Source organism: Pseudomonas sp. DR48 (assembly GCF_019823085.1).
Taxonomy (GTDB): domain Bacteria; phylum Pseudomonadota; class Gammaproteobacteria; order Pseudomonadales; family Pseudomonadaceae; genus Aquipseudomonas.
Map to the genome: position 1 here is coordinate 1997355 of NZ_CP081946.1, position 15750 is coordinate 2013104.

The 15750-nt window shown below is 59.4% G+C and carries 15 protein-coding genes; 6 read left to right on the forward strand and 9 right to left on the reverse strand.

All coding sequences use genetic code 11. The features are described 5' to 3' along the window. Positions 1-12: 12 nt before the first annotated feature. From K5K95_RS09180 to K5K95_RS09210, 7 genes are all read right to left on the reverse strand, one after another. Positions 13-1626 (reverse strand): EAL domain-containing protein, encoded by a 1614-nt coding sequence (locus K5K95_RS09180; RefSeq protein ID WP_222590314.1) that lies wholly within the window; start codon positions 1624-1626, stop codon positions 13-15. Between the two features lie 75 nt (positions 1627-1701). After that, on the reverse strand, positions 1702-2481 hold the full coding sequence (locus tag K5K95_RS09185) for an N-acetylmuramoyl-L-alanine amidase (protein WP_222589186.1): 780 nt from the start codon (positions 2479-2481) through the stop codon (positions 1702-1704). A gap of 103 nt (positions 2482-2584) precedes the next feature. Beyond that, on the reverse strand, positions 2585-4642 hold the full coding sequence (locus K5K95_RS09190) for a GGDEF domain-containing protein (RefSeq protein WP_222589187.1): 2058 nt from the start codon (positions 4640-4642) through the stop codon (positions 2585-2587). Further along, positions 4639-5517, reverse strand: a complete 879-nt coding sequence (locus tag K5K95_RS09195) for an endonuclease/exonuclease/phosphatase family protein (protein WP_222589188.1) — start codon at positions 5515-5517, stop codon at positions 4639-4641. Before K5K95_RS09195 ends, K5K95_RS09190 begins: the two co-directional genes overlap by 4 nt. Before the next feature lie 14 nt (positions 5518-5531). Beyond that, positions 5532-6173 carry a thiol:disulfide interchange protein DsbA/DsbL gene (locus K5K95_RS09200; protein ID WP_222589189.1) on the reverse strand — a complete coding sequence of 214 codons (642 nt, stop codon included), beginning with the start codon at positions 6171-6173 and terminating at the stop codon, positions 5532-5534. A 200-nt stretch (positions 6174-6373) separates the two neighbouring features. After that, the gene (locus K5K95_RS09205; protein ID WP_222589190.1) at positions 6374-6985 is read right to left on the reverse strand and encodes a c-type cytochrome; all 612 of its coding nucleotides are present in this window, start codon (positions 6983-6985) and stop codon (positions 6374-6376) included. Between the two features lie 46 nt (positions 6986-7031). Continuing rightward, on the reverse strand, positions 7032-7322 hold the full coding sequence (locus K5K95_RS09210; RefSeq protein WP_222589191.1) for a c-type cytochrome: 291 nt from the start codon (positions 7320-7322) through the stop codon (positions 7032-7034). 191 nt (positions 7323-7513) lie between these two features. On the opposite strand from K5K95_RS09210, the gene yihA reads away from it, so the two are divergent. After that, positions 7514-8158 (forward strand): ribosome biogenesis GTP-binding protein YihA/YsxC, encoded by a 645-nt coding sequence (gene yihA, locus K5K95_RS09215; protein ID WP_222589192.1) that lies wholly within the window; start codon positions 7514-7516, stop codon positions 8156-8158. Between the two features lie 283 nt (positions 8159-8441). Here yihA and polA read toward each other — a convergent pair whose 3' ends face one another. Beyond that, positions 8442-11213, reverse strand: a complete 2772-nt coding sequence (gene polA, locus K5K95_RS09220) for a DNA polymerase I (protein ID WP_222589193.1) — start codon at positions 11211-11213, stop codon at positions 8442-8444. A 74-nt stretch (positions 11214-11287) separates the two neighbouring features. On the opposite strand from polA, the gene K5K95_RS09225 reads away from it, so the two are divergent. Beyond that, entirely contained in the window at positions 11288-11584 is a 297-nt protein-coding gene (locus tag K5K95_RS09225; protein ID WP_222589194.1) for a DUF2782 domain-containing protein, read from the forward strand. A 60-nt stretch (positions 11585-11644) separates the two neighbouring features. Further along, positions 11645-12595 carry a homoserine kinase gene (locus K5K95_RS09230; RefSeq protein WP_222589195.1) on the forward strand — a complete coding sequence of 317 codons (951 nt, stop codon included), beginning with the start codon at positions 11645-11647 and terminating at the stop codon, positions 12593-12595. 89 nt (positions 12596-12684) lie between these two features. Here the strand turns inward: K5K95_RS09230 and znuA are convergent, their stop codons facing one another. Beyond that, positions 12685-13605, reverse strand: a complete 921-nt coding sequence (gene znuA / locus K5K95_RS09235; RefSeq protein WP_222589196.1) for a zinc ABC transporter substrate-binding protein ZnuA — start codon at positions 13603-13605, stop codon at positions 12685-12687. Positions 13606-13671: 66 nt separating this feature from the next. Here znuA and zur point away from each other — a divergent pair, with 66 nt between their 5' ends. From zur to znuB, 3 genes are read left to right on the forward strand one after another with little or no spacing between them, the layout of a single operon-like run. Next, positions 13672-14154 carry a zinc uptake transcriptional repressor Zur gene (gene zur, locus K5K95_RS09240; protein WP_090177408.1) on the forward strand — a complete coding sequence of 161 codons (483 nt, stop codon included), beginning with the start codon at positions 13672-13674 and terminating at the stop codon, positions 14152-14154. Then, a complete protein-coding gene (gene znuC / locus K5K95_RS09245; protein ID WP_222589197.1) occupies positions 14154-14939 on the forward strand; it encodes a zinc ABC transporter ATP-binding protein ZnuC in 786 nt (261 codons plus the stop codon). The genes zur and znuC overlap by 1 nt, the downstream gene beginning before the upstream one ends. Beyond that, positions 14932-15720: a zinc ABC transporter permease subunit ZnuB gene (znuB, locus tag K5K95_RS09250; RefSeq protein ID WP_090177401.1), complete on the forward strand. Its 789-nt coding sequence runs from the start codon at positions 14932-14934 to the stop codon at positions 15718-15720. Before znuC ends, znuB begins: the two co-directional genes overlap by 8 nt. The last annotated feature ends 30 nt before the right edge of the window (positions 15721-15750 follow it).

A 15750-nucleotide genomic window follows, 5' to 3' on the forward strand; every position in this document is an offset into this window, starting at 1 on the left:
GCAGCCATTTCTTCAGGCTTCATCATCCAGACGCCGCGCGCTCAGCCGGCGACCGCGGGTAATCAGTTCAATGAACTGGACGGCGCTCAGCGCATGGGCGAAAAGCCAACCCTGGCCATACCTCACGCCTTCACTGCTCAAAAACTTCGCTTGGGCTTCATGCTCGATACCTTCTGCAATCACCTTGAGTTGCAGGGCCTGCGCCATATGGATGATGTGTGGTGCCACACCGCTGCTGGCGGCGTCATGGCCCAGAGCATCGATAAACGCCTTGTCGATTTTCAGGCAGTCCACCGGCAGGGTTTGCAGGTAGGCGAGGCTGCAATAACCCGTGCCAAAGTCATCGATCAACACCTGATGCCCGACATCGCGCAGCGCTTGCAGGTTTTCCCTGGCCACCACCACATCGATCAGGCCACGCTCAGTCACCTCGAAAGCGATTTGTTTTGCCGCAACCCGATGCAAGGTCAGCAGGCGGGCCATCACCTGGCCGATACGCGGGACCATGACGTCGCAAGCCGCCAGGTTCACGGAGATGTACAACTGCGGATTGGCGCGTAGCAATTGCCCCAGCTGTTCAAGCAACCGCTGCAATACGAAGTCGGTCATCTGACGGATCTGGCCGGTGTTTTCGGCCATCGGGATGAACAGGTCGGGACTGGTCAGGGTGCCGTCCGGCCTTCGCCAGCGCAACAAGGCTTCGGCACCGACGCAGTTGCGACTGTCGAGATCGAAGATCGGTTGATACAACACCTGCAATTCGCCTCGGCGAATGGCGCCGTTCAATTCGGCGTCCAGCGACTGTCGCTGTCGCACCAGCAAAAACACCATGAAACCAACGAAGACACCCAGGGCCAGGCTGGCCGGTAGCAGCCACCACCAAACGGCAGGCACATGCATGCCCGTGCGCGGTGTGATCAGCACTAATTGGTATTCGGGGTTGTTGGTGGGCATGCGGTAAATCAAGTGAGTTTGAGTCACTTGCAATGCATCCTGGCTTTTTGGGGGCCAGGGTTGTGTGGGCGGCCAGACTTGCTCGACACCCAGAACCGGAATCGCCCGGTTGCCGTGATCGAGCACGACCAGCAGGCTGCTACCGGGGGACAGATCGACCATGTCGGTCAAATGTCCGCGAGACGTCGCGACACGGAAGTTGCCACGTCCGAGCATCAGCGCAGCACGGTTTTCATCGGGCTCGGTCGTGGTGTTCAACCAGAAGCTGTAGGTGGGGCCCCTGATGTCCGGTGGTCGTGTCAGCGACAACACTTCCTGGCGAGGGCGGTTTGAGCAGATTCGCGGGCCATCCATGTAAGCGGCTTCGTAAACGAAGCGGTAGTTGAAACTGACCTGTTGCAACGTCGCGACCATCGCCGTATCACACGTTCGTAACGGCTGGGCTTCCAGGTCGTCGAGGCTCTCTCGAAGCTGCCCGAACAACTGCTCGAGGCGGACAAGGAAGCGTTCGCCCTGAGCGTTCATTTCCTCGCTCTCGCTCTGTTCGACCTGATGCATTGCCACGAACAGGCTGCCGGCCATCAATAGTGTTGCGCTGAAGGCAGCAGCCAGTATCGCCAGGAACCAAGGGCGATAGAACCAACTACGAAGCGTCTCTCGAGCTACAGCCATCATGGATATCCGAAGAATTACCAATGAGTTATAGCTGCTGATTTGGAAATAGCCTCGACCGTCGGGCGGGCGTCATTATTTTGTCTGATTCAAGACCTGTAGCAATGCTGCGGTTTGAGCGTCCGGGGTGCCGTCGAAGCGGGTTGGGCGGAAATGCATCTGGAAAGCGGCCAGTACATGGCGTGTCGCTACATCCAGCTCACCCGTTTGCGGAGTGGAGTAACCCAGGTGAGCCAACTGTGACTGAAACCAGCTGATGCTTGGCAGTTCGACTGCATACCGGGCTTGCTGGCGTGCAACCGCCTGCTCGTTGGGCCAGATACCCAGGCCTTCGGCGGCCAGGCGTTTCCAGGGGAATAGCGGGCCGGGGTCGAGCTTGCGCAGCGGCGCGATGTCGCTATGACCGATGATGGCGTCAGGGTTGATGTTGTGACGTTTGCTGATGTCCTTGAGCAGGAAGATCAACGATTGAATCTGAGCTTCGCTGTAGGGATACCACAGGCGACCGGTCGGGGTGTCCTTGAAGCCCGGATTGACGATCTCGATGCCGATGGAGCTGGAGTTCAGCCAGGTCCGGCCTTGCCACTCGCTTTCACCGGCGTGCCAGGCGCGCAGATTTTCATCCATCAGCTTATAGATGGTGGCGCCTTTATCATCGCCGATCAGATAGTGGCTGCTGACCTCGCCATGGGTCAGCAACTGCAGAGAGCGCTCGAGCGAGGCGTTGGTGTAATGCACCACCACGAACTGAATGCGACTGTCGTAGTTGGCTGAAGGGTGACTGGTGTCGATCCGCGGACCGCTGGCACAACCCGCCAGCAGGAGCAGCGACACAATGAGAGCAAGACATTTCATGGCTGGAGGCAATACACGCAAGACAGTAATGCAACAGTGTAACGTACTGCCTCGCGTGCAGAGGGCAAAAGCGCTGTTTTAAATAAAAAGGAACAATTGCCTGTCAGCCCGGCTCGACCCGGTTGCGGCCGCCATTCTTTGCGCGATACAACGCCTGATCGGCTCTTTTCAGTGCTTGATCACTGTGTTCCGCGGTTTTCAATGCGGTAAAACCTACGGACAGCGTGATGGTCACCCGCTCGCCCTTGAAGTGAAAAGGGCAGGCTTCAATGGAGGCGCGCAACGTTTCCAGCAGCTTTGCGCCGGTTACCAATGAAGTGTCAGGCATCAACATGACAAACTCCTCACCTCCGAACCGTGCAATGAAATCGGTTCCCCGCAGGCGCTTGCGCAGCACGCTGGCGATGATTTTCAGTACTTTGTCACCCGCAAGGTGCCCGTAGTTATCGTTGATGCGTTTGAAGTGGTCGAGATCCAGCATCGCCAGCAACAAGGTGTTGCCGTGTTGCTGGCAATGGTGAACCTCGTGCTCCAGTCGCTCACTCCAGGCGGCTCGATTGGGCAGGCTGGTGAGCGGATCGATCAGCGCCTTCTGGCGCTGTTCTTCAAGGTGCTCGCGGTAGCCCAGCGCTTCCTGTTCCATGTGCGCCACCCGCTCGGCCAGGCTTTGCAGGCGTGCGGCGATTTCATGTTCACGCTCGTCGCGCTGCTTCTGGTGTTGGTCCATCGTGCCCAGCAGGCCTTCGAGATGGTTCTCAAGGACGTGTTTGAGGTCCTCCAGATCTGCCGCTTCCTGCATGCTGCTTTGCAAGCCGTCGACCTGCTCACGGATCTGCGTGTCCATTTCGCGCGCGGCAGATCGATTGTCGGCATGACCGTCGCTGGCCGCCTGCAAGTTGCTCTGGAATGACTCCAGGCGTTCGTTGAGATGCTGCAAGTAAGCTTCGAATTCGTGCTGGCCGCTGTCGGTGATCGCCAGCATCAAAGTTGCGAGATCGTCGAGGATCGGAATCAACTCGTACCAGTTCAAGCCGTTTTGCAGGCGGTCGCGCATCGCTTCGGCTTGCGGCCGGTGGCGCTCAGGCAGCGTCAGGTCGTCAAGAAGGCCCAGCAGCGTGTCTTCAATGTGCTTGGCGACAGAGCTGTAGGAAGGCTCTGGTGAATCTGGCAAGGCATAAACAGCGTCTCCAGACTCAGGTTGCTGCGCATCGCCGATCGCCACTGCCGGGTTCAATTCGTCAGGATTGATTACCTCTTGAACCTGCGCGGCAGGTGCGATGACTGGCTGTGCAGGCTCTTCCAGTTGTTCAAAATCGCTCGGCTCTTGTGTATCTACCGGCTGCGTACATTCAGGCGTGGGGGCAAGGACAGTTGGGACAAACGCCACGACGTCGGGAGCGGTAACCGCTTTGGGAGCGGCCTGTATCACCAGGGGCTCAGGGATTGCAGCGACGGGCTGGGCGTCGTAGGCCGGTGACGGGGCGACTGGCGACGCGACTGGCGGCGGCTCGATCGTGGGCGCGGGATTGGCTGTCACCGGTTGAGTCTCGGCAGCCAGTGGGCTAGCCGGTTCAACGGTCTGCTGGGCAGGCGCTTGCACGGTAGCGACGGCAACCTGAGGCGCAGCCTCATCCGCTTCCCGGCTACCGAACAGCCGCTGCAAAAAACCGGGGCGATCAGGCTCTGTCGGGTTATCCAGTTGGCGCAAGGCGTTGCCTTGCAAGCCACTAAGCTCGCTAAGCAGCAACGGAATTTCCTTTGCCTGACTGACCCGGGCATCCAGTTGCTTGGCAAAATTCTTGAGCGGTCGGCTGACTTCGCGTGGCAGCGGCAGCGTTTGCAGCTGCGTAACCAGTGCAGTCAGTGCAGCGCTGGTCTGGTTGACCCGGGTTTCCCGGCGCTGTTCGGAGTCGAGCACGGCTTTTTCGAGCCGTGGCAACAAGGCGGCCAGGCCGGCGTCCATATCATCGGAACGCACGACTTCGCGCATTTCCTTCATGCATTGATCAACGGCGCGATCGGTGCCCTCCGCGGCAAGCGTGCTGCGTACCAGGCCACGGCGCAGCAGGTCGAGCCTGGCGTTCCATCGGCGTTCGAGCTTTTCCTGTTGTTCGATGCTTTTGAGGTATTTCTCTTTCCAACGCTCTGTTTCGTCGCTCATTCAAGGGATCCGCGAGGGGCAGGACTCAACGCGGGCAATGCATCGGCCGTGAGCGAACCCGGCAGACGAATCTCTACCGCGACGGGCAGGTGGTCTGAAATCGGTTGTGCCAGCACCTCGACCTTTTCAAGGGTCAGGGTGGGGCTGAGCAGAATATGGTCCAGGCAGCGCTGCGGACGCCAACTGGGGAAAGTCGCTTCCAGTTGTGGCGCGAGCAGGCCGAGGTCACGCAACGGGGAGTTCTGCAGCAGGTCACTGGCGTGGGTGTTCATGTCGCCCATCAGCACCTGGTGCTTGTAGCCGCCGATCAACTCGCGAATGTAAGCCAGTTGCATCGTGCGCACCCGAGCGCCGAGCGCAAGGTGCATCATCACCACCACCAACGCCTCCGGACCCTCGCCGAAGCGCACCAGGATGGCTCCGCGGCCTTTGGGGCCAGGCAGTGGATGATCTTCAATCGCCCACGGGCGCAGTCGGCTCAGCACGCCATTGCTGTGCTGGCCGAGGCGGCCGAGATTGCGGTTGAGTTGCTGATACCAGTAGGGGAAGGCGCCAAGTTGCGCCAGGTGTTCAACCTGATTGACGTAACCCGATCGCAGGCTGCCGCCATCAGCTTCCTGCAGGGCAACCAGATCGAAGTCGCCCAACAGATTGCCGATCTTTTGCAGGTTGTCGGCACGCCCGGTGTGTGGCAACAGATGTTGCCAGCCCCGGGTCAGGTAGTGCCGATAACGCTCGGTACTGATGCCGACCTGAATATTGAAACTGAGCAGGCGCAGACGGCTGTCTGCGGGCAAGCCCGTCGATTCCAGATGATGTTCGTTGACCTGCGGATCATGCAGGCCAACGACCCGTTCAGTACCCCAGCGGCGCATGGCAGGCCCCGCGCTTAGTTGGCGGCAGCCTTGTTAGCCGCTCGCTCTTTGTCGACCAGTTTGTCGGCCAGTTGCAGGGCTTGCTCGGCACCGCCGGCAGAGCCCACGTCAAAGCGATACTTGCCGTTGACGATCATGGTTGGAACGCCGGAGATTTCATATTTCTTGGCCAGTTCACGCGCCTGGACGATCTTGCCCTTGATGGCGAAGGAGTCGAAGGTCGCGAGGAACTTGTCCTTGTCTACGCCTTGAGTGGCGAGGAAGTCGGCCATGTCGGCTTTATCGGTCAGCTTCTTGTGTTCTTTCTGAATCGCGTTGAACACCGCGGCGTGAACCTTGCTCTCGACGCCCATGGCTTCAAGGGTCAGGAACATCTGGCCGTGTGCATCCCAAGGGCCGCCGAACATCGCCGGAATGCGGACAAAGTTTACATCCGAAGGCAGCTTCTCGACCCAAGGATTGATCACCGGTTCAAAAGCGTAGCAGTGCGGGCAGCCGTACCAGAACAGCTCCACGACTTCGATTTTGCCAGGCACGGCGACCGGAACCGGATTGCTCAGTTCGACATAAGGGGCGGCGGGTGCTTCGGCGGCTTGGGCAGTCATGCCGAACAGGCTGGCAGCGACGAGTGCGGCGCTGATGATCAGATTACGCATGCTTTACTCCTGGACAATTTTGGTCGCTTCGCGCGACCTGTTTTCAGACAGGTCATGGCGGGCGTGAGTTCTGTAGTGTAACGGCAGCGGCCACAAAAAAGGGCGGCCTAAGCCACCCTTTTTATACTTGCTGCGACGGATTAATGGAGCGTTAACGTGGCAGGAGATGTACATCCTGCGCGACCCCCGATTCGCCGGTCTTAGTGCAGGCCCTGAATGTAGCTGGACACTGCTGCGATGTCTTCGTCGCTCAGCCGCTTGGCAATGGTCTGCATGGTTTTGGTGTCGCCGTCGTTGGTGCGGCCGCCTTCTTCCTTGCGGAATTCGGTCAGTTGCTTGGCAACGTATTGAGCGTGTTGACCGCCCAGGTGTGGGAAGCCAGCTGCCGGGTTGCCTGCGCCATTGGGCGAGTGGCAACCGGTGCAGGCGGGCAGGCCCTTGGCCAGGTCACCACCACGGAACAATGCTTCACCGCGAGCCACGACTTTAGGGTCGGCGGCGCCAACGCTGCCTTTCTGGCTGGAGAAGTAGGCGGCGATATCGGCCAGGTCCTGATCACTCAGGTTGGTCAGCAGTCCGGTCATTTCCAGTACCGTGCGTTTGCCGGACTTGATGTCGTGCAGCTGCTTGTTCAGATAACGCTCGCCCTGGCCTGCCAGTTTCGGAAAGTTAGGCGCCATGCTATTGCCATCCGGGCCATGACAGGCGCCACATACTGCGGCTTTCGCCTGACCAGCAGTTGCATCACCTGCAGCATGGGCAATGCCGGAGATCCCCACGGTCAACAGCAGACTCACGATCAATTTGTTCATCAGCTAATCCAACTACGGCTAAGGGTTAAAGAGTTATGGACCGGGATCACTCGCTCATCCAGTGGATGATGGCCTGGTAATCCTCGGCACTGCAGTCCATGCACAAACCACGCGGCGGCATCGCCTTGAAACCCTGGGTCACGTGTTGCACCAGCGTCTCCATACCTTTCGCCAACCTCGGCGTCCAAGCTTCCTGATCGCCCTTTTGAGGGGCCATGGGTAGTTGGCCGGAATGACAGGCACCACAAACACGGTTGTACACAGTTTCCGGATCCTGTGTAGCCTGAGCGCTGTAAAGCGGCATCAAGACACCGGCAACTAGCAGCCATTTCGTCATAAAACGACCTTTTCAGGGTTGAGAGCGTTTTGCGTTCTAATGCGCAATCAAGGTCATTCGCTCTCGTGAACTTCATCCTACGCTGGGACAAAGCGCACACAAAATCTGCGGCATTATATACTGGCGTCACTGAAACGGAAACGACACTGCTCGCCGCGTCCATTCCCGGCGCCGCCCACATCGGAAATCCCATGCAACTCAAGAACCCCATCCTCGGCCTGTGCCAACAGTCCACCTTCATGCTCAGCGCTGCCAAAGTCGATCAATGTCCTGACGACGAAGGCTTCGAAGTGGCATTCGCCGGGCGTTCCAATGCCGGTAAATCCAGCGCGTTGAACACCCTGACGCATGCCAGCCTGGCGCGAACCTCGAAAACCCCGGGTCGCACGCAACTCTTGAACTTCTTCAAGCTAGACGATGATCGTCGTCTGGTCGACCTGCCGGGCTACGGTTACGCAAAAGTACCCATTCCGCTGAAGCTGCACTGGCAGCGTCACCTGGAAGCTTATCTGGGTGGTCGCGAGAGTTTGAAAGGTCTGATCCTGATGATGGACATCCGCCATCCAATGACTGACTTCGACCTGTTGATGCTCGACTGGGCGGTCGCCAGTGGCATGCCGATGCACATTTTGCTGACCAAAGCCGACAAGTTGACGTACGGCGCAGCGAAAAACGTCCTGCTCAAGGTTCAGGCGGATATTCGCAAAGGCTGGGGTGATGCGATCAGCATCCAATTGTTTTCGGCGCCGAAACGCATGGGCCTGGAAGACGCCTACACTGTACTGGCAGGCTGGATGGAACTCGCGGACAAGGGCTCGGAGGTTGCCGGGCAATAAATCGCGGGCAAAAAAAACCCCGGACTTCTTATGGGGAGGGGGAAGTTCCGGGGTTCAAGTTCCGGACCGCTAGGGCGGGGTCCAGATATCTGCCAACACTTAACACAACATAGGAGCATCGAAGGGCTTCACCAGCCATTCAGTAACTCTGAGTGGCAGTTCACAGGTTTAGTTCCGGCGTTTCAGAAACCATTTGAAATAAGCCCCCTCGTTTTCCGAAATAAGCCCCTTCGCTGTTCTGCCGCGGCACTGTGCCGCAGCAGAAAACCCCGAGCTAGACGGCTCAGTGAGCCTCGTCCCAGTTGTTGCCCACGCCGACTTCAACCAGAAGCGGTACATCGAGTTTCGCGGCATCGCTCATGTGCGCGCGAATTTCGTCGCGAACCTGGTCGACCAAATCCTCACGCACCTCAAGCACCAATTCATCGTGCACTTGCAGGATGACTTTGGCGTCGAGGCCTGAGGTCGACAGCCAGTTATCCACAGCTACCATGGCTTTCTTGATGATGTCCGCCGCGGTGCCTTGCATCGGGGCGTTGATTGCCGTGCGCTCGGCGCCTTTGCGCAGGGCCGGGTTTTTCGCGTTGATTTCCGGCAAGTACAGGCGACGTCCGAAAATGGTTTCAACGAAACCTTGCTCGGCTGCCTGGGCGCGGGTGCGTTCCATGTACTCCAGAACACCCGGGTAGCGGGTGAAATAGCGGTCGATGTACGCCTGTGACTGTTTGCGATCAACACCAATCTGCTTGGCGAGGCCAAACGCACTCATGCCGTAGATCAAACCGAAGTTGATCGCCTTGGCGCTGCGACGCTGATCGGTGGTGACGTCGGCCAGTTCGACACCGAAGACTTCGGCCGCCGTGGCTTTGTGCACGTCCAGGTCATTGCGGAACGCATGGAGCAACCCTTCATCCTTGGCCAGGTGAGCCATGATCCGCAGTTCGATTTGCGAGTAGTCCGCTGCCAGCAACTTGTAGCCTTTAGGGGCAATGAACGCCTGACGGATGCGACGGCCTTCGGCGGTGCGGATCGGGATGTTCTGCAGGTTCGGATCGCTGGACGACAAACGGCCAGTGGCCGCGACGGCCTGATGGTACGAGGTGTGAATCCGCCCGGTGCGCGGGTTGATCTGCTCTGGCAAACGATCAGTGTACGTGCTTTTAAGCTTGCTCATCGAGCGGTACTGCATCAGCACTTTAGGCAGCGGGTAATCCTGTTCGGCCAGTTCAGCCAACACCGCTTCGGCGGTGGATGCCTGGCCCTTGGCGGTTTTGCTGAGGATCGGCAGGCCGAGTTTTTCGTACAGGATCACGCCCAGTTGCTTGGGCGAGCCGAGGTTGAACTCCTCGCCGGCGATGGCAAACGCCTCACGCTCCAGCGCGACCATTTTGTCGCCCAGTTCAACACTCTGAATGCCCAGCAGGTTGGCGTCGACCAGCGCGCCCTGGCGTTCGATCCGTGCCAGCACCGGCACCAGCGGCATTTCGATTTCGCTCAGGACTTTGCTCAGGCTCGGAATGGCATTGAGCTTTTCCTGCAGGGTTTGATGCAGGCGCAGTGTCACGTCGGCGTCTTCTGCGGCGTAAGGCCCGGCCAGTTCCAGGGAAATCTGGTCGAAGGTCAGTTGCTTGGCACCTTTGCCGGCGATGTCCTGGAAGCTGGTGGTGGTGTGATTCAGGTACTTGAGCGCCAGGCTGTCCATGTCGTGGCGGGTGGCTGTGGAGTCCAGCACGTAGGATTCGAGCATGGTGTCGAAAGCGATGCCTTGCACGGTGATGCCGCAGCTCTGATCGCCGCCGATGGCGCAGTTGGCCAGGATGTTCATGTCGAACTTGGCGTGCTGGCCGACCTTGAGTTTGCTCGGATCTTCCAGAATCGGTTTCAGCGCCCGCAGCACGGTGTCGCGATCCAGCTGATCCGGCACGCCCATGTAGGAATGGGTCAGCGGGATGTAGGCCGCTTCGTTGGCTTGTACCGCGAAAGACAGGCCCACCAATTGCGCCTGCTGCGCATCGATGCCGGTGGTTTCGGTATCAAAGGCGATCAGCTTGGCGTCGTTGAGTTTCTTCAGCCACAGATCGAAATCAGCCTGGGTGAGGATCGTTGTGTACTTGAGTTCGGTGTCGACAGCGGCTTCTTCAGCCACCGGAACAGAGACTTCCTGACCGGAACGCTTGGCATCGCGCTGGTTTTCTTCAAACCAGCTTTTGAATTCCAGCAGGGTGTAGAGCTCGGCGAGTTTGTCGTGATCCGGCTGGCCCATTTGCAGATCGTCGAGACCGATGTCCAGCGGTACGTCGATCTTGATGGTCGCCAGTTGATAGGAGAGGAACGCCATCTCCTTGTGCTCTTCCAGCTTGGCCGGCAGGGTCTTGGCGCCGCGAATCGGCAGCGTCGGAACGATGTCGAGATTCGCATATAGCTCGGTCAGGCCGCCGTTTACGCCGACCAACAAGCCAGACGCCGTCTTTGGACCGATGCCTGGAACGCCGGGAATGTTGTCGGAAGAATCGCCCATCAATGCCAGATAATCGATGATCTGCTCGGGAGCGACGCCGAATTTCTCCTTCACGCCTTCCACGTCCAGCGCGCTACCGGTCATGGTATTGACCAAGGTAATGTGGCCGTCGACCAATTGGGCCATGTCCTTGTCGCCGGTGGAGATGACCACTGGACGGTCGGCGGCCGCGCTGCTGCGGGCCAGGGTGCCGATCACGTCATCGGCTTCGACGCCTTCGACGCACAGCAATGGAAAGCCCAGGGCAATCACGCTCTGGTGCAGTGGCTCGATTTGCACGCGCATGTCATCGGGCATGCTCGGGCGATTGGCCTTGTACTCGGCGAACATTTCGTCGCGGAAGGTCCCGCCCTTGGCGTCGAAGACCACGGCGAACGGACTGTCCGGGTACTGCTTGCGCAGACTCTTGAGCATGTTCAACACGCCTTTGACCGCACCGGTCGGCAAACCTCTGGAGGTGGTCAGCGGCGGCAGTGCATGAAAGGCGCGATACAGGTAAGAAGAACCGTCCACCAGGACGAGGGGGGCTTGGCTCATGAGCAGGATCAACCTTTTCGGCGGGTCCGGCGCTAGAATAGCGGGACCGTTGACGACAAAGGGACAAGGTTATCATGCGCACACTAAATCGCCTGTTGCTGGCTGGCTTGTTTGCAACCGTTCCGCTTGCCGTCATGGCGGCGGACACCGCGCCGACTTCGGAGCCGGAAGTTACCATCAAGACGCACAAGGAAGGTGACAAGGTCATTCAGGAATACAGCCGGAGTGGATTCGTGTATGCGATCAAGGTCACACCGAAGGTGGGCAAACCCTATTTCCTGGTGCGCGCCGATGGTTCAGACGCGAACTACATACGTTCCGACCAGCCGGATATGTTGATTCCGTCGTGGGAAATTTTTACCTGGAAGTAGTTTCCTAACTTTAATCGGCGCCGGCTTAATCGCGGCGCCCGAACTGAGCAGTTTTTAACCATGTCTGTGTTTACCCCGCTGGCTCGGCCCGAGCTGGAAACCTTTCTCGCCCCATACGGGCTCGGCCGCCTGCTTGATTTCCAGGGGATTGCCGCCGGTAGCGAAAACACCAATTTCTTTATCAGCCTGGAGCAGGGCGAATTTGTCCTGACCCTGGTTGAGCGTGGTCCGGTTCAGGAGATGCCATTCTTCATCGAACTGCTCGACGTGCTACACGAGGCTGACCTGCCAGTGCCGTATGCACTGCGAACCACCGACGGTGTCGCCCTGCGCGAACTGGCCGGTAAACCCGCGTTGTTGCAGCCACGCCTGGCCGGCAAGCACATCAAGGAAGCCAATGCGCAGCATTGCGCTCAAGTCGGTGAGTTGCTCGGCCACCTGCACTTGGCGACCCAGGACAACATGATCAAGCGCAAGACTGATCGTGGCCTGGACTGGATGCTGGAGGAGGGCACGCAGTTCCTCTCGCACCTGAATGCCGAGCAAAGCGATCTGCTGCAACGTGCACTGGATGAAATCACCGAGCAGAAGACGAAAATTCTCGCGTTGCCACGGGCGAACATCCACGCGGACCTGTTCCGCGACAACGCGATGTTCGAAGGCACGCATCTGACCGGCCTGATCGACTTCTACAACGCCTGTTCGGGCCCGATGCTGTATGACGTTGCGATTGCATTGAATGACTGGTGTTCGGATGAACACGGGCAGATCGACGGGCCGCGAGCGCGGGCGTTGCTCGGGGCCTACGCCGCGTTGCGACCGTTCACGGCAGCCGAGGCTGAGCTGTGGCCGACCATGCTGCGCGTGGCGTGTGTGCGGTTCTGGTTGTCACGGTTGATCGCCGCGGAATCGTTCGCCGGGCAGGACGTGTTGATTCACGATCCGATGGAATTTCAGCAGCGCTTGGCGCAGCGCCAGAAGGTTAGTACTTCATTGCCCTTCGCCCTCTGAAAAGAATCGCGGGCAAGCCCGCTCCCACAAGGATCACCGCGAACCTGTGGGAGCGGGCTTGCCCGCGATTGAGGCGAAGCCGAATAGGTTTAAAGCGACTCCAGGCACCCCGCCAAATCATTCCCCAACTTCTCCAACACTTGCTCATACCCCTGAGCGGTCGCCGGGGTGTATCCGCCGAGCGCGTCCAGTTCCGCCAGTTTCACCGGCAGGCCGGCTACCAGGGTTTCCGCCAGGCGTGGGCGCAATGGCGGCTCGCTGAATACACAGGTCTTGCCGACTTCCTGTAACCGCGCACGCATCGCTGCGACGTGTTGGGCTCCCGGCTGCACTTCGGCGGCAACGCTGAACACGCCGGTGTGCTTGAGGCCATAGGCGTCTTCGAAGTAGTCGAACGCTTCGTGGAACACGAAGTAAGGTTTGCCTTCGACAGAGGCCAGACGTTTTTTCAGGCGTATATCCAGCGCATCGAGACGCTCATCGAATGCCTTGAGGTTGCTTTGATAGCGTGCTGCGTTGGCCGGGTCGGCGGCACTCAAGTCAGCCGCCATTTTCGCGGCGATGACCCGGGCATTGACCGGCGACAGCCACAAATGCGCGTCCAGGCTGCCTGGGCGGTGATCGTGGTCATGCTCGTCGGCTTCTTCGGCGTGTGAGTGGCTATCTTCGGCGAATCGTCGCAGTTTAAGTCCCGGCAAATCCTGCACCGCGACGCTTGGCAGTGATCGGCCATTGAGCACCCGAGGCAGGAAACCTTCCATGTCCGGACCGATCCAGTAGACCAGGTCCACCGACTGCACCTTCCGTACGTCGGAAGGCCGCAAGGCGTAGTTATGCGGCGAAGCGCCCGGTGGCAGCAGCACTTCCGGAATCGCCACGCCGTCCTGCACTGCAGCGGCAATCAACTGTAGCGGCTTGATGCTGGTCAGGACCTTGACGTCGGCCTGCGCCGAGCCGATCAACAGGAAACTGGCGGAAAAGGCGACAAAGAAGGAAAAAATTCGGGACACGATGACCACTCGAAGAGGCGAGAACGGGTAACATAATAACGTCTCTCACAAAACTCGTCGCCGCTCATGCCTAAAACACCGATTGCCAGCCGTCCCCACGACCACTCTCATTGCGTGCATAGCGCTCTGTCAGAGGCCGATGCTTTGTGCGCGCGGCAAGGCCTGCGCCTGACCGCCTTGCGTCGGCGGGTGCTGGAACTGGTGTGGCAAAGCCACAAACCGTTGGGCGCCTACGACATCCTGGCAGTGCTCAGCGAGCAGGACGGTCGCCGTGCCGCGCCGCCCACTGTGTACCGCGCGCTGGATTTCCTGCTGGAAAACGGCCTCGTGCACCGCATATCCTCACTGAACGCCTTCGTCGGCTGCAATCACCCGGAGCATGCCCATCAAGGGCAGTTCCTGATCTGCCGCGAATGCCACGCCGCCATCGAGCTGGAGCAGAAGTCCATCAGCGACGCCATCGTTGGCAGCGCGAAGGATGTCGGTTTCATCGTCGAAGGCCAGACCGTTGAAGTGGTCGGGCTCTGCTCGGGATGTCAGGGGGCTTGATGAGCAACACGCTGATCCGCCTCGAAAAGGTTGCCGTCACTTTTGCCGGGCAAAACGTTCTGGACAACATTGATCTGAGCGTCGAGCCAGGGCAGATCGTGACGCTGATCGGCCCTAACGGCGCGGGCAAGACCACGTTGGTTCGGGCGGTGCTCGGCCTGTTGAAGCCTGACAGCGGCAGCGTTTGGCGCAAGCCGAAGCTGCGCGTCGGTTACATGCCGCAAAAACTTCACGTCGACCCGACCTTGCCGCTCTCGGTGCTGCGCTTCTTGCGCCTGGTGCCGGGCGTGGATCGCGCCATGGCCCTGTCGGCCCTCAAGGAAGTCGGTGCCGAACAGGTGATCGACAGTCCGGTGCAAAGTGTTTCCGGCGGCGAAATGCAGCGCGTGTTGTTGGCTCGGGCATTGTTGCGCGAACCGCAATTGCTGGTGCTCGACGAACCCGTGCAAGGTGTCGATGTGGCCGGTCAGGCCGAGCTCTACAGCTTGATCACACGCCTGCGCGACCGTCACGGTTGTGGCGTGTTGATGGTTTCCCACGATTTGCACCTGGTGATGAGCACCACCGACCAGGTGGTTTGCCTCAATCGCCATGTTTGCTGCTCCGGGCACCCGGAACAGGTCAGCGGCGATCCGGCTTTCGTCGAGTTGTTCGGAAAGAACGCACAAAGCCTGGCGATTTATCACCACCATCACGACCACGCCCATGACCTGCATGGCTCGGTGGTCACCGCGACCCCGGCGGTCCATACCCACGTCCATGGAGATAGCTGCAAGCATGGCTGATTTTCTGCTCTACGCCCTGCTCGCAGGTCTGGCTTTGGCGCTGGTCGCGGGACCTCTGGGTTCGTTTGTGGTCTGGCGGCGCATGGCCTATTTCGGCGATACCCTGTCCCACGCGGCCTTGCTGGGTGTGGCGTTGGGCTTTCTGCTGGATGTCAGTCCGGCCGTGGCCGTCACCGTTGGCTGCCTGCTGTTGGCGGTGTTGCTGGTGACCCTGCAACAACGTCAGCCACTGGCTTCCGACACGCTTTTGGGCATTCTCGCGCCAAGCACGCTCTCTTTGGGCCTGGTCGTACTAAGCTTCATGCACGAAGTGCGGATCGACCTGATGGCGTATCTGTTCGGCGACTTGCTGGCGATCAGTCCGACTGACTTGTCCTGGATTCTGGGCGGCAGCGCGGCCGTACTGGCCTTGCTGGTGACATTGTGGAGGCCGTTGCTGGCAATCACGGTGCATGAAGAACTGGCCACGGTCGAAGGCTTGCCGGTCGCGGCGTTGCGCCTGACCCTGATGTTGCTGATCGCCGTGGTGATCGCGGTGGCGATGAAGATTGTCGGTGTGTTGCTGATCACTTCGTTGCTGATCATTCCGGCGGCTGCGGCACAACGTCACGCCAGGTCACCGGAGCAGATGGCACTGGGCGCGAGCCTGCTGGGTATGCTCGCGGTCTGTGGCGGGTTGGCGTTGTCATGGTTCAAGGACACCCCGGCGGGCCCGTCAATTGTTGTGACGGCCGCCGCACTGTTTCTGCTGAGTTTTGTCCTGCCCCGTCGAGGGGTGTAGACTTGCTCGTTTTTTGCGCAAATAGAGAGT